The sequence below is a fragment of the Pseudoalteromonas luteoviolacea genome (assembly GCF_000814765.1).
Lineage (GTDB): Bacteria > Pseudomonadota > Gammaproteobacteria > Enterobacterales > Alteromonadaceae > Pseudoalteromonas > Pseudoalteromonas luteoviolacea_H.
Map to the genome: position 1 here is coordinate 289,539 of NZ_JWIC01000005.1, position 21,346 is coordinate 310,884.

Genomic DNA, 21,346 nt, shown 5'->3' on the forward strand with positions numbered 1-21,346 from the left:
CTGACCTGCCAGATTCTTACTCAACTGACCCTATTTCCTCTAGCCAATTGATACCTTTTGTTCAAACAGAACATACTGGTTGGTATATATTGATTTCAGCGGATATAAAGAAAACACCTACTTAGACTAAGTAAGCAACATAATCCAGAAAGTAAATATCCACAACTAAGGCATAAAAAAGGCTGGATAATAAAAAACGAAATTAAGTGAGCTTCGTTTAGATACCTTTTTTCAACAAGAACAGTAGGTGCACTCAAAAATCGGACAGCTAAAGACGCTATGCTATTGATTAAAATTCAAGAAGGGAACTAGTTAAGGGAAAAGGCATTTGACTTCAATGCGAGGAAAGCGAATTAAATTAGACAGCTTTAAGTTGGGTAAAATATCGAGTAAAAGAAAACACCGTATTGTACGGCGTTTTCTCTTGTCAACATGTTAACTGTAGTAAGCTTCACCTGCTTCCGCTTTCGCTTTTAATGGTTCTGACGGGGTAAACACATCATTTTCGGTTGCATACGTAGATAACTCTGAACACACCTTATTGATGCCACGTTTATCCATATAGCTAAACGGACCGCCTAAGAATGGCGGGAAACCAATGCCAAAAATGGCACCAATATCACCATCTCTTGCAGAGGCGATGATCCCTTCATCTAAACAGCGAGATGCTTCATTCAGCATTTGCGCAACACAACGATTAGCAATTTCTTGCTTGTTTAAACGAGGTGCTTGCGTGATACCAAGTAAATCATAAACTGACTCATCCACCTTTTTGCCTTTCTTACCTTCATAGGTATAAAAGCCACGACCGGTCTTTCTGCCCAGACGCTTATTGTCAATCATGCGCTCAAATGCATTAGGCGCTTTAAATCGCTCGCCTAACTCTTTTTCGAGAATTGGTGCTATCTTAGAGCCAATATCGATACCCACTTCATCAAGTAATGCCAGAGGTCCTACAGGAAAACCAAATTCAACAAGCGCCTGATCTATCTTGTCAATTGGTTCTCCTGCAAGCAACAGGTTAGCCGCCTCATTGACATAAGGTGCCAGAATTCGATTGACATAGAACCCCGCTTTGTCTTTTACCACAATGGGGGTTTTACCCTGTTTGCGTGCAAAATTAACTGTTTTAGCAATGGTTTGTTCCGAAGTCCCCTCGTGAGGAATGATTTCTACTAGCGGCATTTTCTCCACTGGAGAAAAATAATGTAGACCTATGACATTCTCAGGTCGTGCAGCCTTTTCAGCAATTTGGGCAATTGGAAGTGACGATGTATTACTGGCAAAAATGGTCGACTCTGCACATTCACGCTCAATATCAGCCACCATCCCCTGCTTTAAAGCAAGGTCTTCAAACACCGCTTCAATCACGATATCAATATGCTCAAAGCCACTATAATCGGTTGTGCCCGTGATGCTATTCATCGTTGATTGCATTTGTGCTTTAGATAAAATACGGCGCTTTTGCTTTTTAGACAGGATCTTATAGCTGTAGTTAAGTGCGTTACTGATCCCCTGATGTGCAACGTCTTTAATGCGCACACGTACTCCCGCCTTTGCCGCGCTAACGTGCGTGATCCCCGCGCCCATTAACCCACCGCCAAGTACAGCCGCTCGCTCAATTTTTGCAGTATCATCGCTTTGCCACTCTTTTTTCATTTCTGTCGTCGCAAAGAAAATACCACGCAAAGAGCGTGAAACTTCAGTCATCACAAGATCTGCAAACCCTTCAGCTTCCGTTTTATACGCTTTAAGCTCGTCAAGCTCTACAGACGCACGAACAGCCTTAATGATTGCCAATGGCGCTGGGTAATGCCCCCCTGTTTTCTTCTCAACATTTTCTTGTGCTTTTTTGAAAATAATATTGCGGCCAAAAGGATTCGATTCCAATAACTGGCTTAATTTATCCAGCTTAGGCTTACGTGTTTTAGGCTTACCTTTTCGAGCCAATTTAACAGCAACATCCATCAAAATGCTGTGAGGTACACTCTCATCAACTAAACCTGTTTTAGCAGCTTGCTTCGCTCTTACCTGCTTGCCTGTTAACATCCACTCAAGCGCTTTTTGGATACCAACCAACTTTGGTAGTCTTTGTGTCCCACCGCCACCGGGTAATAAACCTAGTTGCACTTCAGGTAAACCAAGCTTGGTTTTGTCATCAGTCGTACACACACGGTAGTCACATGCTAATGCAAACTCTAATCCGCCACCGAGGGCTGCACCATGAATTGCAGCTACCGTTGGGAATGGTAGGGATTTCATTTTGAAAAATGCCTGCTGACACATTTCAGACAAACGCAGCGCATCCTCACGAGTATTGGCATTATCAAGCATTTTGATGTCTGCACCAGCAATAAAGTTGTCTGTTTTACCGCTTACGAACACCATGCCTGTTACGTCATCATTTTTACCTTGCTCAAGCACTTCTAATAGCTCATCAGCAAATGAATCACGAAGTGTATTCATTTTCTCGCCAGGCACGTCAATAGTCACCAAAGCAACTTGGTGGCTGTTCAATTCATAATTAAATACTGACATCTATGCACTCTCCAATACAAAAGCCGCACCTAAACCACCTGCTGCACATGCAGTTGTCAATGCAAGCCCACCACCTCGGCGTTTTAATTCATTTAAACTTTGTGTGATAAGTCTGGCACCTGTTGCTGCAAATGGGTGTCCATATGCCAGTGAGCCGCCATTAACATTGAATTTATCCATGTCTATTTCACCAATGGCTTTACTGCGTCCCAACTTTTCTTGGGCAAACTTATCAGAGGCAAACATCTTAACGTTAGCCAGTGCTTGTGCTGCAAACGCTTCATGCATCTCTATTAAGTCAAGATCTTTCAATTCAATACCAGCTCTATCTAATGCCAATGGGGTCGAATGTGCTGGACCCATCAACATATCTTCGTGTACACCAATTGCAGAGAAGGCATAAGAACGTACATAACCGAGAATCTCATAGCCAAGTGCTTTCGCTTTGCTCTCACTCATCATCAACACAGCGGCTGCACCATCAGTCAATGGCGTTGCATTAGCAGCTGTAACCGAGCCATGCTTACGATCAAATACTGGACGCAACTTTGCATAGCCTTCAAGCGAAGAGTTTGCCCGTATATTGTTATCTCTGTCGATAAAGCCTTTATAAGGCGCAACATGCGCAGTCATCACCTCGGGTGATAAAAGACCTTCATCCCACGCTTTTGCCGCTAATGAATGCGAACGGTGTGCTAGCGCATCTTGTTCCTCACGGCTGATCCCATGCGTTTTTGCCATTTGTTCTGCAGTGTCACCCATTGATAGGCCAGTTGAATACTCTGCAACTGCAGGTGGAACAGGTAACAAATCTTTTAGGCGTAATTTAGAGAAGATTTTTAAGCGCTGGCTCAAGGTTCTTGCTTTGTTCAGATCAACTAAGCTGCCCGCCAACTTTTTACTGACGCCAATCGGAAGGACAGATGACGAATCAGCACCACCGGCAATACCCACAGCACTGTGACCTGCAATAATAGACTCTGCAACATTTGCGACAGCCTGGAAACTAGTTGCACAGGCGCGAGAAACAGAATAAGCATCAACAGAGACCGGCATACCCGTGCCTAACACGATTTCTCGCGCAATATTTGGCGCTTCTGGCATTTGTACTACTTGGCCAAATACGAGCTGATCGATTTCTTTTTTATCGATATTCAAACGCTCTAGCATCTCATTGACCACGGTTTTACCGAGGTCAAGTGCTGGCACATGGTGATAAGCAGTAGCTTGTTTCGCGAAAGGAGTACGTAGGCCACTGACAATGGCAATACGGTCTCCGTTTATTGTTTTTAGAATGTTTTGTTCAGACATGAATTTGCTCTCCCGCTGACAGGTCTGACCTGTTATTTTAACTCGATTCTAAACAACCGAATCCATTCTGCCAATAGAAAAATGGAAATAGTCTGTAAAAATCACAGCGCAAATTAAACTTAGCGTGATTTTTGAACAAATCAAAAAGCATTTGAAAAATATATTAAAAATATGGAACTAAACAAAAAAAAAGAGTCTAAGAAAAGTGTGAAATTACACCTCAAAAGCTTGAGTTTTTCGTTTCAATCCATATAAATAAGCAACAAATTTGTCATAACAAGGACAAACAAGCATGGCAGTTAATGAGTTTACTGAATTAAAAAAATACTTAGATACACAAATTATTGGTCAACCTGATCTCACTGAAGCACTATTAATCGCTATCCTAGCTGACGGTCATTTATTAGTAGAAGGTCCACCAGGTCTTGCTAAAACCAGAGCGGTCAATGCGCTTGCCAAAGGCATTGAAGGCAGCTTCCAGCGCGTTCAGTTTACCCCTGACTTATTGCCTGCTGATATAACCGGCACCGACATCTACAGACAACAAACCAGTGAGTTTGTATTTGAGAAAGGCCCTCTGTTCCATAACCTTGTACTCGCTGATGAGATCAACCGTGCACCAGCTAAGGTTCAATCAGCTCTACTAGAAGCGATGGCAGAAAGACAGGTTACAGTAGGTAAGACTACCTATCCATTACCGGAATTGTTCATGGTTATGGCAACCCAAAACCCGCTTGAACAAGAAGGGACCTATCCACTCCCTGAAGCGCAGTTAGATCGATTTTTGTTGCACCTCAATATTGATTACCCACAAGCACAAACTGAGTTAGAGATACTGCGACTCACTCGTGGCGAAGCACTCAGTACAGAGACAGTGGAATTTAGCCCAATTAGCCAACAGACGCTTTTTGAAGCAAGAAAAAAGGTGCTAGAACTACATTTAGCTGAACCGTTAGAACAATATTTAGTTCAACTTATTATCGCTACCCGTGAAGCAGCTACGCTTGATGCCCAACTAGGTACATGGATAGAGCTAGGTGCCAGTCCGCGCGCTACAATTGCATTGGATAAATGCGCACGTGCGCATGCGTGGTTACAACAGCGAGACTTCGTTACACCAGATGATATACAAGCTGTTTTGCATGACGTATTGAGACATCGCATTATTTTGAGCTATGAAGCACAAGCAGACGGTATTACGAAAGATCAGGTGATTAGCCGAATCCTTGAGTTAGTGCCAGTCCCTTAAAGTATAAGCTCGATCTATGAAAGCAAATATTGATATCCAAAACTGGTTTAAAAACTGTCATACCAATGGCGTTGAACTTGGGCTAAAAGAACTGCTTTATTATAGAAGCAAATCCCGCCTGCTCGACTTAAAACCGAAAGGCCAAATACGCAGCGGACAAGCGGGACAATACCTTGCACCACACAAAGGAAGAGGTATGGAGTTTGCCGAAGTTCGTCAGTACCAATACGGCGACGATATTCGCGCAATAGATTGGCGCGTCACAGCCCGTACAGGTGAAGCACACACAAAGCTGTATCAAGAAGAGAAAGAACGCCCGGTATTCATCTATACTGACCTGTCAAACAGCATGTTGTTTGGTAGTCAGCTCCTACTGAAATCAGTACAAGCAGCCCATTTAAGTGCATTAGTCGCTTGGTCAGCCTCACAGCGCGGTGACAGACTCGGCGGAGTGGTATTTTCAGAACATAGCCACCACGAGCTCAAACCAACTGCCAGAGACAAAGGCGTACTCGCTTTTTGCCACCAACTGTGTGATGTGCATGAAACGAGCCTTGCTAATCGAGATAGCGCAAGCGCCAGCCGTTTTAATGACAACCTAAAAAGGCTGAAGCATCTGGCAAAACCAGGCAGTTTAATTTACTTGATTTCTGATTTTTCAGACCTCAATGATGAAAGTTTTTCACTCCTAGAAGGCTTGAGTCGACACTGTGAACTGACCGGGTGCCAAGTCAGTGACCCCTTTGAGCATACTTTACCAGCCTATAACCAAGCCGTTGAGATCCAAGGCACTCAAAATACTTGGACGCTCCCGCTTAGCGATAAGCAATTTAGAGATAAATTTGCCAAACGCGCGCAGCAAGTATTCAGCGCTCGCCTCAAACGCTTGCAGCGTGCAGGTATGACTATGCTTAATTTTTCTGCGGATATTCCCTTAGAAACTCAGCTCACTAGGTAACTGTAATGAATCAATCTCCACTAGATGCCCTGCACGATGTTATGCCACCAGAACAAGTGAGCTGGTGGCCTTTATCTTTGCCAATGTGGGCACTTATTTGCGTTTCAATTATTGTCATTGTTGCTTTGGCTGTTTGGCTCTATAAAAACTGGCAGTTTGGTGCAGCCAAAAGAGAAGCAATCCAATTAAGCCAGCAGCATCAGCAAGATGCCCTTGCTTTACATGGCATAGTGAAAAGACTAGCTAAACACTATTACGGTACGTCTGCTGCCGCTCAGTCGAGTACTAGCTGGTGCCAGACATTAAATTCGGTATCAAAAGCGCAGTTCAAAGAGCAAGATATTACCGCTTTATATAAATCAGATAATAACAACGAACAAATTGAACAACTTATGATGGCAATTAAGACCTTTAAAACCAAGGAGCGCTTAGATGTTTGAATTTGAGTGGCCATTGGCTTTTTTGTTGCTTCCACTACCATGGATTATCGCCAGACTCAAACCTGTTGCGCTACAGACACAACACAAAATCCGTATGCCAAGTTATGCCACTTTGGGCGCAATAGGCACGCAGGAACAGGTTTTATCTCATAAAAAAAACTGGCTAGAAATGCTCATTTGGTTGCTGCTGGTGACCGCATTGAGTAATCCGACTTGGCTGGATGACCCAATTACGTTACCCAGTGAAGGCAGAGACATCATGATGGCGGTGGATCTATCACATTCAATGGCTGAAGAAGACATGGAATATAACGGCCGTTACATAGATAGACTCTCGGTTGTTAAAGCAGTTTTAGGCGACTTTATAGAACAAAGACAAGGCGATAGACTTGGCCTGATTTTATTCGCGGATACTGCCTTTTTACAAACACCGTTAACCAAAGACATTAACACCGTAAGTCAGATGCTACAAGAATCGCAAATTGGTTTGGTAGGCAGAGCCACAGCCATTGGCGATGCACTAGGTCTTGCTGTCAAACGCTTCAATCAAAAAGAAGAAAGTAACCGTATTCTGATATTACTCACTGATGGCCAAAATACCGCAGGTAACTTACAACCCGAAGAAGCGCTTATTTTAGCCAGAGAAGAAGGGATAAAAGTCTATACCATTGGTGTCGGCTCAGATGGCCGAAGAAATCGCGGGTTCTTCTCTTTGGGCAATATGTCTGGTGCAAGCATTGATGAGCAAACACTGACTCATATTGCATCTGAAACAGGTGGCCGTTATTTCCGAGCAAAAGATGTGCAAGGTCTACAACAAATTTACTCTGAATTAGATAACTTGGAGCCCATCTCCGCAGAAGATGAAACATTCCGACCTAAAATCGCATTATTTTATATCCCACTCTTAGCGGCCATCGCTATTTGGGGATTAGCGCTGCTAATTCGCTTTGCAATGCAATGGAGGCGAGATAATTAATATGACCGAATTTCAATTTATTAGACCTGACTTACTGTGGCTACTATTACCTTGGAGTGTCATCTGCTTACTGCAGTGGTATAAAAAGTCCAGCAGCAAACAATCTCAGTTGATCGCGCCACACCTAGCCAAAATTGTTTTGACCGAAGGCAAGCAGGCAAAGTCTAATCATTCATCTTGGTTGACCAGTCTCATACTTTTACTTGGGGTATTGGCCGCTGCGGGTCCAAGCATTGAAAAGCAAAGTGTGCCAGTGTTTTCAGCCAAACAGGCAAGAGTATTAGTAATGGACATGTCCTACTCAATGTACTCCACGGACATAGCACCAAATAGACTCACACAAGCAAGATTTAAGACACTTGATATGTTGCAGCAGTTTCGTGAGGGTGACACTGCTTTGGTTGCTTATGCTCAGGATGCTTTCATTGTGTCGCCACTAACGAGCGACATAAACACCCTAGAGAATCTAGTTCCAAGTATTAGCCCAGACATTATGCCAGGAAAAGGCGCCAACGTACTTGCTGGTATTGACCAAGCGAAAACGCTGCTTGAACAGGCAGGTTACCCATCCGGTGAAATCATTTTGATTACAGATGAAGTTGAACTAGAAGATGCGCAAGATATACAAAGTATGCTGAGCGGTTCGGGTTACAGGCTTCATATTTATGGCGTTGGCACTGCTCAAGGTGCTCCAATCAGCGTACCTGAAGGAGGGTTTTTAAAAGACAGATATGGACAAATCGTTGTGCCTAAGCTTTACGCTGAACGTTTACGCTCTTTAGCCCAACGCTTAGGTGGCCAATATGCCACTTATTCGCCGGATAATTCAGATATTGAAACCTTTGCGATTGAGGATACACAGGACATTGAATCGCCCAATGAACCAAACGAAACACTTTGGCGCGTCGATGCGGGTCAATACCTGTTATTTGCCATTATTCCACTTGCGCTTTTGGCATTTCGTAACAATGCAGTGACGCTGGTAATTTGCGTTATCGCCTATCTTCCAAGCTCACCTAGCTATGCTGCTGATTGGCAATCTTGGTTCAAAAATACAGATCAAAACGCGTTATCAGCCTACCAAGATGAACACTTTGACCAAGCCAGTGCTGCACAGGATGCAACACTGCGTGGCGCAGCTCAATACAAACAAGGGTTATACGAGCAAGCAGCTAAAACATTGCAGCATACAGATACCGCAATTGGCCAATATAACCTTGGTAATGCACTGGCACACTTAGGTAAGATCGACGAAGCCATTGAGGCATATGATAGTGCTTTGACAATAAATCCTACCCTTTCACAAGCACAAGAAAATAAAGAGTTACTTGAGCAGATGAGAGATCAGCAGTCCCAACAAAATCAGGATCAAAATAATCAAGAGCAACAAGAGCAATCCTCTGAGCAGCAAAACGACCAACAACAAGGCGAAGGTGAAAACCAAGAACAATCTGACCAAAACGAGCAACAGAGCCAGTCTCAAGATGGACAAGGGGATGAGTCTGAACAAGAGAATACCGAACAGTCAGAGCAATCTCAAAGTGATGAGCAATCTGAAAATCAGAATGAGCCAGAGTTAGCCGACAAACAAGCAGGTGAAGAAGGTGAAGAAGGCGAGCAAGCTGAAAAACAAGAGCAATCAGCACAGCCACAGCAAACGCCTCAAGGCGAGCTATCAGAAGACGAGCAGGCGCAGCAAATGGCGCAATCTGAGATGAGAGAGCTAACACCTGAAGAAAAAGAAAAAGCACAGCAATTGGACCAACTACTTCGAAGAGTACCTGATGACCCTGCCATTTTGCTAAAAAATAAAATGCTTTTGGAATCAAGACAAAGACAACAACAAAGACAACCAGTAGGAGCTGAAAAATCATGGTAATGCGATTTGCTATCTGTTTTATTTTATTCGCTGTCGCGCTGCCCGCTTTGGCCATAGACAGACTCACCGCCAGTGTGGATAAAAACCCAGTTTTGGTTGGTGAATACTTTACTTTAACCATTGAAGCCAATGGTAAGGTATCAGGTCAAATGCCTGATACTTCTGCCATAGCGAAAAACTTTGTTACTGGACCAATCAGTACCAGCTCTCGTACTCAAATAGTCAATGGTAGTATGAGCAGTGCAACCAGTTGGCAAATGCAAGTCATGTCCAGAAGCGCAGGTGAGTTTACGCTTCCTGCATTTGAAGTCTCAGGCATCAAATCTCAGCCTATTAACTTACGCGTAGTAGCAAGAGAGTCAGATGATAGCCAACAAAAAGATATCTTTGTCACAACGGAGCTGGCACCGCAGTCTTTGTATGTACAGCAAGCCGCTTTATACACCGTTAAGCTTTTCATTGGCAAAGATTTGCTTGATGCGCAAATGAGCCAGCCTACTATGAACGAAGGCTCCATCACCGCAATGGGACAACAAGAAGAAGCCTATGAAGTCGTCGATGGTCGCCGCTACCGAGTGATAACCCGAAAGTACCTCATTCAACCGCAGAAAAGTGGTAACTTCACCGTGGAAGGCCCTATTTTTAATGGCCAAGTTCGTGAAGGATATCGCAGAATGGCTGTAAGCGCTGTTGGAGAATCTATTGACGTTGAAGTGAAGCCTATTCCAAACGACTATAAAGGCGCATGGCTACCTAGTGAATTAGTGAACTTGGCAGAAGAATGGCAACCAGAAGATAAACAAGTTGTAGTAGGTTCACCGATCACGAGAACGTTTACTCTGACTGCACTGGGTATCACCAAAGAACAAATGCCTGATATAGACATTCCAAGTGTAGATGGGTTTAGAATTTACCCAGATGAGACCGATCGAAATCAAATGGCAAGAGATGGCCGAGTCATTTCGCAAATGGTTGCTTCTTATGCCCTACTCCCACAAAAGCCTGGTACTTACACACTCCCAGAGATTAAATTACCATGGTTTAACACCGTAATTAACCGCATCCAATATGCTACATTGCCAGCAAGAACCGTTGAAGTTATCGCGGATCCAAATCAACCACAGACACCAACAGTACAGCCGCAACCTAACGTCACTATGCAATCTGTCGCGCCGAGTAATCAGGTTGAACCGACAATCATCTATAGAGACGCAAAAAAATCTTGGGTAGATTGGGTGTTAACGGGTTTAGGTTATGTACTTTGGTTAATTACACTGGTAGTGATGCTGTTAAGAAAATCCCATACACCAGTACAAGCCTCCGCAAAAGATAGTCAGAACACAGACAATACAAATGCACAGGATAAGTTAAAACAACTTGCAAAAGTGGCAAAGCAAAATGAAGCCCGACAGTTTTACACGTTATTACGAGAATATGTGGAACTCGCTTATCAACAGCCACTAAAATCTTGGACCAGCCAGCAGCCGACCGAAATTAGGGAAGAAATTGCAAAGTTGCAAGCATCCCTTTATAGTGCAAATAAAAAACAGGTCGATCTCGTAACGCTATATAATCATATGTGTAAAATTAAAAAGCGTTCAAAATCAGACGCTAAGAATCGCCTAGAGACGCTTTACTAAATAATATGGCGAAAAGTGAAATAATATTGCTAAAGGCAAGGTCTAGTTAGCATGACCCAAAAACAAAAACGTTACGAATCTTTGGTTCAGGTTTACCATACGGAGTTATATCGCTTTGCTTATTGGTTGTGCCAGGACCCAACTATTGCAGAAGACTTGGTTCAGGAAACATTTTTACGTGCATGGCGCTCACTAGATGCACTTCAGGATGAAAAAGCCGCTAAGTCTTGGTTATTAACCATATTGCGACGAGAGAACGCGCGTCGCTTTGAACGAAAACAATTTGATTATGCTGATGTTGAAAATGACACCTTGGTCGATACCAAAAGCACAGCATTAGACGATGAAATGGAGCAAACGGTTGTCCAAAGACAGATTAACCAGTTAGCTTCCGAGTATAGAGAACCTTTATTGCTTCAAGTGGTCATGGGGTGCTCTGGTGATGAAATCGCAGAGATTTTGGAGTTAAACAAAAATACAGTTATGACCAGATTGTATAGAGCGAGAAATCAGCTAAAAGAGGCATTAACTAACGTGAATGAATCAGCAAAGGGGGCATCAAACTGATGGATGATTTAGAATTTCGCCGTCGCCTGTTCGCCGATCCAAGCGATCAACACCTAGCGGATGAGGCAAAGCAGGATCCGGCTAAAAAGCGCTTAGTTGAAGAGGTGCAGGATTTTGATGCCCTGCTCGGCGATGCGCTAAAGGTACCTGTGCCAGAAGGCTTACAAGCAAAGTTACTTGCTAATATAGAAGCGGATGAAAAACCAGCAACACATTCTTCGGATAATGTGGTTAAACTGGCTTGGTATAGACGCTTCACCGTCCCTATTGCATCAGCGGCTTCGGTGGCACTGGCTGTAATGGTGTATTTCAGCACTGCTGTACACGCACCACTGTATGCTGGGGAGCACGCCCTTGAACATGTATATTATGAAGAAAGTGCATTAAAGTTAAACAAAGAAGTTAACCTGCAAATTGTCAATGAGAAGTTGGCAATGCTCGGTGGCAAACTGGAGTCTTTACCAGGGAAAGTAACCTACGCCACGTTCTGTAATTTTAAAGGCCAGCGCAGCTTACATTTAATTTTTCAATCTGATCATGGCCCTATGACGGTGTTTATTGTACCAAGCGATAAAAACGACTATCGCCAAGGTGATACCGAGTTTAATGACAGTCGTTTTAGCGGTTCAATTAACAAAGGCGCTAATGCCGATACCATTTTGGTAGCCAAATTAGGCACTCCTCTTGAAAAATATCAAGGGGAAGTCAACAACTCCTTACAATGGCTATAAAACGGGGCGCGGCAAGCGCCCTATTTGTTCCTATTACCGTCCTATTTCAGTTCAATTTCTTTTTTATTTTCATTAGAATGTGACACAGTATTTAAACTTAGAGGAAAACCATGAAACAATTTTTTGTTTTATTGACTATCGTTTCAATGTTGTTTGCAACGGCTTTTGACGCTGAAGCGCGTAAAAAGTTTGGCAGCAAGAAAAAAGGTAAAACACATCAAACTTCAACTGTGCAACAAAAAAAGCAGGTTGATACTAAATCACTTGCAGCACAGCAAGGCGCAAAGAAAAAATCGAGCAAAAAAGGTATTATGGCCGGTGTATTAGGTGGCCTTTTAGCTGGTGGTTTAATCGCAGCCATGATGGGCGACGATTTCGAGGGTTTCCAATTCCTTGAAATGATCCTTTTCGCTATCGCTGCATTTGTGCTATTCAAAGTGATCATGGGCTTTATGCGTAAAAAACAGCAGCCGCAAATGGCTGGCGCGCCTAACTTTGCTCAACAACAGCAAAACCAACAGTTCTCTCAGCCACAGCAATTTCAGGCCAATCAAACAGCTGGCGGTTTTGGTGCGCAACAGGACGTTCCATTTAACTTACCTCGTGATTTCGATGTAAATGGCTTCCTTCAAGGTGCACGTTCACATTACCAAACTATCCAGACGGCTTGGAACAAAAAAGACTATGCAACAATGTCTGAATACCTAAGCCCTGAGCTCGTGGAAGAATTTCGCCAAGAGCGTGAGCAACAAGGTGACGTAGAAACTGAAGTGATGTTTGTTGATGCGGAACTAGCTCGTGCAGACGTCAGCGCTGAAAAGTGGGAAATCAGTGTTATGTTCCGTGGTAAATACCGCGACCAAGGTGATATGCAAGAAGAGCCTATCCATGAGGTTTGGCACCTAGAACGCAAAAATCAAGGTGATGCGCCTTGGTTGATCGTAGGTGTAGAAGACCTAATTGATAGCTAAGCTGTATTGGCTTATCGCTTTTTAATAAAGGGCTCTAGATAAAGAGCCCTTATTGTTTATAGTCGTCATTTAATATGATGCTTCGATCTTTACTTAACACCAACTCTAAATCACACCTCTCAGGCAGCGTTTTAATCCCCCACTCAGTCAACCTTTGAAATGGTTGAATAAACGCTTCTATCTGCTGATAACTCATCCCTTTACCGCAGCGTTCAATTAATTTCTGCTCTTGTTCTAAACGCCATCGCAAAACATGCTCAAAACTTTGCCCATTCAAAAAAACCAACTTATCAAATAGCCGAAACAGTCGTTGATAATCCGTCTTTAGAAAAGTATTTACTTGTGAGCGATATAATCGTTCCGGATCAACTTGGGCTTCAAACGCATTACAGCTTTCTGTTAACTGCGCTGCTGTTTGATGCGGTATGCCCAAGCACCAACCTTCAACGACTAACACATCGAGTTTTGCGTTGACTGGAGTCCATTTATCCTCAGGATGAGGATCATCTATCGCTTTATCAAATCGAGGTAAAACAAATGGCTTGCCCTGCTTAAAGCGATTAACAGCAGTAATTGCCTGTTCAATATCATGTGTGCCTGGTGCTCCTCGCGTCACAAACGGAGGTGCGTACTGTTTAGATAAAGCCAACCGCTTCGCTTTGCAATAATAAAAGTCATCGATTGATACAGACTCAGCCATTCTCCCTTGGCTTTTTAGATAGGCAACAAAGTAGGCAGAAAGCGTTGACTTACCACTACCTTGGCAGCCGCTTACGGCAATACACTGAGGGTTAGCGTGATCTAAAACCTCTTTTTTAAACCATGACAAGGCGTGATCAAATTGAGATATATAAGTAATTGGCAACCTATGTTCATTGCAAAACTGTTGCTGCCATGGTGTAACGTCTCCCATTTACATCACTTCAAATTTATAACCTACCCCATAAATAGAATGGATAAACTCACTCTCAGGTGCAATATCTTGAAGTTTTTTTCTTATTTTTTTTATATGGCTATCAATGGTTCTATCACTCACGACGCGGTCGTCGTCATAAATCGAATCCATTAGCCTTGCTCTATTATAAACACGGCCTGGATGCTTAAACATGGTTTGTAACAACATAAATTCAACGTGCGTCAAGTCAGTGCGTTGACCGTTATAATTCACAAACAACGTCTCTTCATCAAGTATTAAGCCCGTTTGTATCGGCAAGCTATTATTGGTCCGTCTTAATATCGCTTTTACTCTTGCAACTACTTCTTTAGGGCTATATGGCTTACACACATAATCATCCGCGCCAACTTCCAAACCCAGTAAGCGGTCAATTTCTTCAACTTTTGCAGTAGTCATGATGATTGGCACAGCGGAGTCTTTACGTACTTGTGTACAAATTTCAATGCCATCGACAGATGGCAGCATCAAATCTAGGAGAATAATGTCTGGCTCAAATGTTCGTACTTTGCTGAGCGCATCGGCACCATCCATTACAATCTCAAATTCATAACCTGCTTGTTCTATGTACTTACCTAAAATTATGGCGAGCTTCTCTTCATCTTCAATGATAAGAACTTTCTGCTTAATCATTTTAATACCTTAGTCGTTTTACTTTTTAGCGCGCTAGGTTTCAACCAGTATGATACATAGTGCCATGAACCTAATTCGACGTTAACTTATTTTATTACGGGCAATGTCACATCCACACTTACACCGCCTAACTCGCTGGCAGTTGCCGTTATCGTTCCGCTGTGCGCTTGCACTATGCTGGCACAAATTGCAAGGCCAAGGCCGGAGCCTCCTGATGCACGATCCCGTGCTTTATCAACACGATAAAGCCTATCAAACAACTTGGGCAATAAGTCAGGCTCTACACTAGGGCTACTATCTTGCCAGCGGATCAACACTTGGTCTTTTTGCAAAGTAATAAGCACCCTTATCTTACCCGGTATTGTTTCGCTGGAATCTGTGTAACGTAGTGTATTTTGCATAAAATTGCCAAATAGCTGCAACAACCTAGCCTCGTCACAGTACAGCATGGTTTCAGGTTGGCCTTCAATACTCCATTCAAAGTGCTTACTTTTCAGTGTAGCTAAATGCGAGTCAAATGTATGACCAATGATCTCAGTGATATCACATTCTTGCATATGGTAACTAAGCGAGCCTCTATCTGACATGGATAGCTGGTGCAAATCATCAACTAACTTTGTTAAACGATTAATCTCGTCATAAAGCGAATGTAATTGGGCCTCATCAGACTCGATAATGCCATCAATCATACCTTCAAGCTCGGCTTTAAACACAGCGATCGGTGTTCTTAATTCATGAGAAATATCGGCTATCCATTGCTGACGAGATTGCAGGTTATCAGCCAACGTGATTGCCAATGTATTCAAATCTTTTGCGAGTAACCCTAGTTCATCTTTGCTGAATGATTTAAATGGCGGCTCGTAATTACCCGCAGCTATTTTTTTCGCCGCAGCTCTGAGAGACAAGACTGGCGCAACTAAGAAGCGACTGAAAGGAATTGCCAATAAGCTACTTACCAACATTGCTATAACAGCAATCCCTAAAAACCAGTGTTGCTGTCTGCTTGCAAACAATGAGTCTAGCGAGTTACTAATTTCGAGCCCATTCTCAAGACCGATAGATCCAAGAAGCGGCCCCGTGTTATCTTCATTTTTATACACTTCGATCCAAAGCGTGGTGTTTTTGCTATCCTTCCTGCCTTTTAGTAATTCACCAGTCGCGGACTTAAACACCAACCGAGACTGGGCACCACGCATATGCCTTGGTGGACGTTCTTCTCTTCCAATTCTTCGCTCAGGTAACTTCGCATCTGCATTTGGTTTATCACTTTCTGAACGATGATGCCTTGGCGGACCACGCCGAGGTGGACGTTTTACCATTTCATCTATTTCAGCCTGTGAACGCCCATGATATTCACCCACCAATCTTGTCCAATGCGGGCTTTTTCTAGTCATCCAATCTTCACCATATCTATCAAAGTTCTCTCTGATAGTTGGCAATAACGCAGTCAATTTAGCTCGGCTACTATTTTGCAAATATTCTTTGAAACTTTTTTCAAAAGCGAGCTGATTTGCGTAGTACACCGCAGATATAAGCACGGCATTAACCAACAACAAAATCGCAAGCAGCTTTCTTCTTAGGGTTAACTTCATTGGAACTCCATAAAAGTCAAAGATGCGGCCATCACTATCGCCAAAACCAATGCCAGCCTATACCTACAAAGGTCAACATCAGCATATATAAAAGATGTGTTTCTAATTTACTACAAACAGTATCGGATAAGATTGTGCAAAAACCGTGGAAGTTAGAGATACGAAGGCAAATAGTAGCCTTCGTATTAACTGTAATGGCGACTAGTTAAATTGGACGATTTCTAGACCTACAACATATTTATCAGTTGCATTTTCATCGCTACTACATCGAACGACTTTGGCACTGGCATTAAAAGGCGGGATAGTCGTACTTTTACTGTTGATGAACACAGTTACCAACTCACCAACTTCTAGCGGATGGTCAATCTCTACCGACAAGCCTGTCGCACTGAGATCCTGACAAGTACCAAGAAATTTTTCTCCAGACTGGCTGACAGTTACTTCAGCCTGCGCATTGACCATCATGCGCATAAAGCGACGTTTATCTTCATGGATCATAGTGAGCTCCTAGACCATATTTTTTATTTTTTCCAAAAGCGATTGCATGGCAAATGGTTTAACAACATATTCATCACAACCCGCTTCATACCCTGCTTGTTTTTCTTGCTCAGATTCCAAACCTGAGACCATCATTACCGGAATATCTTTGGTTTCGGGTGTATTTTTCAACATGCGGCAGGTGTCATACCCGTCTAAACCAGGCATGCATACATCCAACAAAATAACGTCTGGTGGATCAGCTATTGCATTTGACAAGCAACTGATCCCAGATTCCGCATAACTGAATTTAAACGCATCTGACAAAGCCATCGACAACATTTCGTAGTTAAAGTACTCATCATCAACAACTAACACATGCGGTGTTCTACTCCGTCTTTGCTGCGTGGACATAGTCAATGTCGCTTCCTTATCACAATCCAAAAATTTATATCCTCTTATTAAGGTAATTGGCTCAAAGCAAAATGCAAGTCAATTCCTATAAATCCAATTCATTTAGTGCATTCGTCACGCGCTTAGATGAAATTGGATAAGGTGTACCTAAGGTTTGAGCGAATAATGACACTCTTAGTTCCTGAATCATCCAAAAAATATGTGCTAGATCTTCAGGTACTGGCATGCCTTTTGGCACCTTATTGCACTTTTGCGCGTATAGCTCACTAACCTTTTCTAACTCTAGTACGCATAGACGATCTCGGTTAGGGTCAACAGGTAATTTTTCTAAACGTTTTTCAATTGCTTTTAAATAGCGCAATAAATCAGAAATTTTATCAGCACCATGCGCACTGACAAACCCTCTAAATATAAGCGATTCAAGCTGAGATTTAATATCACCATGAGCAGTTATCATGGTCAAATCAACACGCCCCTTCATGCGCTTATTTACACTGTGTGCGATGCTCAACACTTGCTCAACTTGCGAAGCAATTTCCACAACTCTATCGCCTAGTTCACCGCGAATAAACTCTTTTGCGCGCTCAAACTCAGATTCATCTCTGATGGTATCGAATTGTTTAAGTAAGCTATCTACACCAGCCGCAGTACAGTCCGAAATCAAATCATGAATCTTACCAAATGGATTAAAATACAACCCCAACTTCGCTTTGTTTGGCAAATGTTGCTGCAAGTATTTAACAGGAGAAGGAATATTAAGCAACACCAATCTTCTCAGGCCTAAACGATGGGCCTGTGCAGCCTTCTCAGGGTGATCAAACAAGGTGATTGCCGCACTGTCTTTTTTATCAACCAGAGCTGGAAAAGCCTTAATTTCATAACCGCCTTGTGTTTTAGTATACTCTTGGGGCAACTCACCAAAGACCCACTCGGTGAGATCTTCTTGCTCAATCCCTTTTTCAGCCACTTTGGATAGCGTTTGGGATACTTTACCCTGGAGCTTTTCTTTAAGTGCATCTAAATCAAAACCATGGGCAATCACTTTACCAGCGTCATCTACGACTTCAAACTGCATCTTCAAATGGTTTTCAAGCGAGCCTATATCCCAATCAGTTTCACTAACTTTGACACCAGTCATACGTAACAATCGAGTCGCCAAAGATTCAAGTAAAGGCCCTTGCAGTGGCTCAATCGATGCTAACACCGCGTCAGCATAATTAGGTGCAGGTACAAAATTTCTGCGCAGCGTCTTTGGTAAGCTCTTAATGAGCGCACAGATCAACTCATGCCTCAGCGCAGGTATATGCCAATCAAAACCTTCGTTTTGAACTTGATTCAAAAGGGCTAAAGGAATATTGACAGTCACACCGTCAACCGCTTTTCCAGGTTCAAAATGATAATTAAGAGGTAACGTCAAATTACCTTGTTGCCAAATGTCCGGATAGTCAAAAGCGGTAACTTTGTCAGCATCGTGTTGCATTAATGACTCTCTGCTCATATGCAACACTCGTTTATCACTTTGTTTTTTAAACCAGTGATTAAATGTAGCTCGGTTATTTACGTCACTGGGAATGCGCTGATCATAGAATTCAAACATTGCTTGCTCATCCACCAAAATATCTCGGCGTCTGGCTTTATTTTCTAATGATTGTATCTCGTCAACAAGTGACTGGTTGTATTCTAAGAACGGCGTTTTTTGACCTAGCTGTTGGCCAATTAATGCCTCTTTGATGAATAGCTCTCGACTAATAATAGGGTCAATTTGGCTGTAAACAGTGCGCTTTTTCGAAACGATGGTCAAACCATAAAGCGTTTGTTGTTCAAACGCGATAACGGCACCCTGCTTTTTCTCCCAGTGTGGCTCACTGTAACTACGCTTCACCAAATGCTGCGCCAAAGGAGCAACCCACGCCAAATCGATTTTTGCGTTGATACGTGCATAAAGCTTACTTGTTTCAACAAGTTCTGCCGACATCAACCATTTGGGGCTTTTCTTAAATAAGGCTGAACCTGGGAAGATATGAAACAAACTGTTTCTTGCCCCTTTATAGTGCTGTTTTTCGTCTTTCATACCGATATGGCTGAGCATACCGCAGAGCAAAGATTGGTGGATGGCATCAAAACCAGCTTCATTGCCGGAACCTTTGAAGTCCATTTCATCGCACACAGTTTTTAACTGGTAAACAATGTCTTGCCATTCACGGATCCGCATATAGGCCAAAAAGTCTTTTTGACATTGCTTTCTAAACTGGCTGCGCGACAGTGCTTCTTGCTGCTCTTCCAAATACTGCCACAAATTCAAAAAAGCCATAAAATCTGAGTTAGGATCATCGAAACGGCCATGTTTTTCATCTACTGCACCGCGCTTTTCTTGCGGTCGTTCTCGTGGGTCTTGAATTGAAAGTGCCGCAGCAATCACAATCACTTCGTTTAAAGCCCCTTGTTGCACTGATGCCATCACCATTTTTGCAAGACGCGGATCAATAGGTAAACGGCTTAACTTTCTACCATCTTGAGTCAACTTGGCGTTTTCTCTGCGCGAAGCTGGCTTAACCGCTCCCAGCTCTTCAAGCAACGCCATACCATCTTTAATATTGCGACTATCTGGCGCTTGAACAAACGGGAACTTTGCGATATCACCAAGGCCAAGTGCAAGCATCTGCAAAATGACTGATGCAAGATTAGTACGCAGGATCTCAGGATCAGTGAATTCTGGTCGCGCTAAGAAGTCCTCTTCAGAATACAGACGAATACAGATACCTGCTGCGACACGACCACATCGGCCCATTCTCTGGTTCGCACTCGCTTGAGAAACCGCTTCTATCGGTAGACGTTGTACTTTTGTACGATAACTATAGCGACTTATACGAGCGGTGCCTGGATCTATAACATATCGAATACCAGGCACTGTCAATGATGTTTCAGCCACGTTAGTAGCAAGCACTATTCGGCGGTGACTATGCGGCGCAAATATCCGATTTTGCTCCGCATTAGATAAACGTGCAAACAACGGTAAAATCTCAACGCCTTTTAAGTTACGTTTTGACAATGCATCAGCTGTATCGCGGATTTCTCGCTCGCCATTCATGAAAATGAGAATATCACCGGGACCGGCTTCACACAGTTCATCTACTGCATCAAATATGCCCTGTAGCTGGTCATTTTCAGCTTCACTTTCTTCACCAGACACGTCAATTACGGGGCGATAGCGTACTTCAACCGGGAAAGTTCTTCCTGATACTTCAATAATTGGCGCATCGTTAAAGTGTTTAGAGAAACGTTCAGGGTCAATGGTGGCTGATGTGATGATTACTTTAAGATCTGGACGTTTTGGAAGTAAGTTCTTCAGATAACCCAGAATAAAGTCGATATTAAGGCTTCGTTCGTGTGCTTCATCAATTATGATGGTATCGTATTGATTTAAAAATCTATCTTGTTGAATTTCTGCCAGTAAAATACCATCAGTCATCAACTTAACGTAACTTCTGTCTGAAACTTGATCACTGAAACGAATTTTAAAACCTACTTCTTCACCAAGCTGACAGCCAACTTCTTCTGCAATACGGTTGGCGACACTTCTCGCTGCAAGTCGACGAGGCTGTGTATGGCCAATGTAACCGTCAATACCACGGCCAAGCTCAAGACAAATCTTTGGTAACTGAGTCGTCTTACCTGAACCCGTTTCACCGGCCACAATAACCACTTGATTCTCAGCAATCGCTTTTTTAATGTCTTCTTTTTTCTGACTTACAGGTAAAGATTCAGGGTAGGTAACCTGAGGTAAACCCTCTTGACGCTGGGTCTTCAACTGTTGGCTTCGAGCAATGGACTCACCGATCTGAGCAAGCACTTTCTGTTGCTTTTTCTCATCGGCTATTTTTTTAACACCTTGCAGACGTTTTTTAAATAAAAACTGGTCCTTCTTTAAACAAAAAGGAATATCTGAATACAACGACTTTAAGTCCACTACACGACACCTTGAAAATTCCAAAATCGTCGCGTAGTTTATCAAAAC

At 42.9% G+C, this 21,346-nt stretch carries 17 protein-coding genes; 9 read left to right on the forward strand and 8 right to left on the reverse strand.

Translation table 11 applies throughout. From position 1 onward, the window contains the following. Positions 1-435: 435 nt before the first annotated feature. Together fadJ and fadI are read right to left on the reverse strand one after the other, a co-directional pair. Entirely contained in the window at positions 436-2,538 is a 2,103-nt protein-coding gene (fadJ, locus tag JF50_RS08795) for a fatty acid oxidation complex subunit alpha FadJ (RefSeq protein ID WP_039609080.1), read from the reverse strand. Further along, the gene (gene fadI / locus JF50_RS08800; protein WP_039609081.1) at positions 2,539-3,849 is read right to left on the reverse strand and encodes an acetyl-CoA C-acyltransferase FadI; all 1,311 of its coding nucleotides are present in this window, start codon (positions 3,847-3,849) and stop codon (positions 2,539-2,541) included. 292 nt (positions 3,850-4,141) lie between these two features. Between fadI and JF50_RS08805 the strand changes: the two genes are divergently transcribed. From JF50_RS08805 to JF50_RS08845, 9 genes are all read left to right on the forward strand, one after another. Further along, positions 4,142-5,098: an AAA family ATPase gene (locus tag JF50_RS08805; protein WP_039609082.1), complete on the forward strand. Its 957-nt coding sequence runs from the start codon at positions 4,142-4,144 to the stop codon at positions 5,096-5,098. Positions 5,099-5,114: 16 nt separating this feature from the next. After that, the gene (locus tag JF50_RS08810) at positions 5,115-6,056 is read left to right on the forward strand and encodes a DUF58 domain-containing protein (RefSeq protein WP_039609083.1); all 942 of its coding nucleotides are present in this window, start codon (positions 5,115-5,117) and stop codon (positions 6,054-6,056) included. Positions 6,057-6,061: 5 nt separating this feature from the next. Continuing rightward, positions 6,062-6,496: a DUF4381 domain-containing protein gene (locus tag JF50_RS08815; protein WP_039609084.1), complete on the forward strand. Its 435-nt coding sequence runs from the start codon at positions 6,062-6,064 to the stop codon at positions 6,494-6,496. Continuing rightward, positions 6,489-7,475, forward strand: a complete 987-nt coding sequence (locus JF50_RS08820) for a vWA domain-containing protein (RefSeq protein ID WP_039609085.1) — start codon at positions 6,489-6,491, stop codon at positions 7,473-7,475. The genes JF50_RS08815 and JF50_RS08820 overlap by 8 nt, the downstream gene beginning before the upstream one ends. A gap of 1 nt (position 7,476) precedes the next feature. Continuing rightward, entirely contained in the window at positions 7,477-9,354 is a 1,878-nt protein-coding gene (locus JF50_RS08825) for a vWA domain-containing protein (protein ID WP_039609086.1), read from the forward strand. Then, the gene (locus JF50_RS08830) at positions 9,348-10,994 is read left to right on the forward strand and encodes a BatD family protein (RefSeq protein WP_039609087.1); all 1,647 of its coding nucleotides are present in this window, start codon (positions 9,348-9,350) and stop codon (positions 10,992-10,994) included. The genes JF50_RS08825 and JF50_RS08830 overlap by 7 nt, the downstream gene beginning before the upstream one ends. Positions 10,995-11,045: 51 nt before the next feature. Next, positions 11,046-11,561, forward strand: coding sequence for a sigma-70 family RNA polymerase sigma factor (locus tag JF50_RS08835; protein WP_039609088.1), 516 nt, complete (start codon positions 11,046-11,048; stop codon positions 11,559-11,561). Beyond that, positions 11,561-12,292, forward strand: coding sequence for a DUF3379 family protein (locus tag JF50_RS08840; protein WP_039609089.1), 732 nt, complete (start codon positions 11,561-11,563; stop codon positions 12,290-12,292). Before JF50_RS08835 ends, JF50_RS08840 begins: the two co-directional genes overlap by 1 nt. Positions 12,293-12,402: 110 nt before the next feature. Further along, a complete protein-coding gene (locus tag JF50_RS08845; RefSeq protein ID WP_039609090.1) occupies positions 12,403-13,263 on the forward strand; it encodes a Tim44 domain-containing protein in 861 nt (286 codons plus the stop codon). 49 nt (positions 13,264-13,312) lie between these two features. Here JF50_RS08845 and JF50_RS08850 read toward each other — a convergent pair whose 3' ends face one another. The 6 genes from JF50_RS08850 to hrpA form a co-directional block, all read right to left on the reverse strand. Next, positions 13,313-14,176 (reverse strand): hypothetical protein, encoded by an 864-nt coding sequence (locus JF50_RS08850; RefSeq protein WP_052262202.1) that lies wholly within the window; start codon positions 14,174-14,176, stop codon positions 13,313-13,315. Further along, positions 14,177-14,848, reverse strand: coding sequence for a response regulator (locus JF50_RS08855; RefSeq protein ID WP_039609091.1), 672 nt, complete (start codon positions 14,846-14,848; stop codon positions 14,177-14,179). It lies immediately after the preceding gene. Between the two features lie 86 nt (positions 14,849-14,934). Continuing rightward, positions 14,935-16,440: an ATP-binding protein gene (locus JF50_RS08860; protein ID WP_039609092.1), complete on the reverse strand. Its 1,506-nt coding sequence runs from the start codon at positions 16,438-16,440 to the stop codon at positions 14,935-14,937. 201 nt (positions 16,441-16,641) lie between these two features. Next, complete coding sequence (locus JF50_RS08865; RefSeq protein ID WP_039609093.1) at positions 16,642-16,938, reverse strand: PilZ domain-containing protein; 297 nt, start codon at positions 16,936-16,938, stop codon at positions 16,642-16,644. A gap of 9 nt (positions 16,939-16,947) precedes the next feature. Continuing rightward, the gene (locus tag JF50_RS08870; RefSeq protein ID WP_036977231.1) at positions 16,948-17,331 is read right to left on the reverse strand and encodes a response regulator; all 384 of its coding nucleotides are present in this window, start codon (positions 17,329-17,331) and stop codon (positions 16,948-16,950) included. A gap of 85 nt (positions 17,332-17,416) precedes the next feature. After that, positions 17,417-21,298, reverse strand: a complete 3,882-nt coding sequence (gene hrpA / locus JF50_RS08875; RefSeq protein ID WP_039609094.1) for an ATP-dependent RNA helicase HrpA — start codon at positions 21,296-21,298, stop codon at positions 17,417-17,419. Positions 21,299-21,346: the final 48 nt, after the last annotated feature.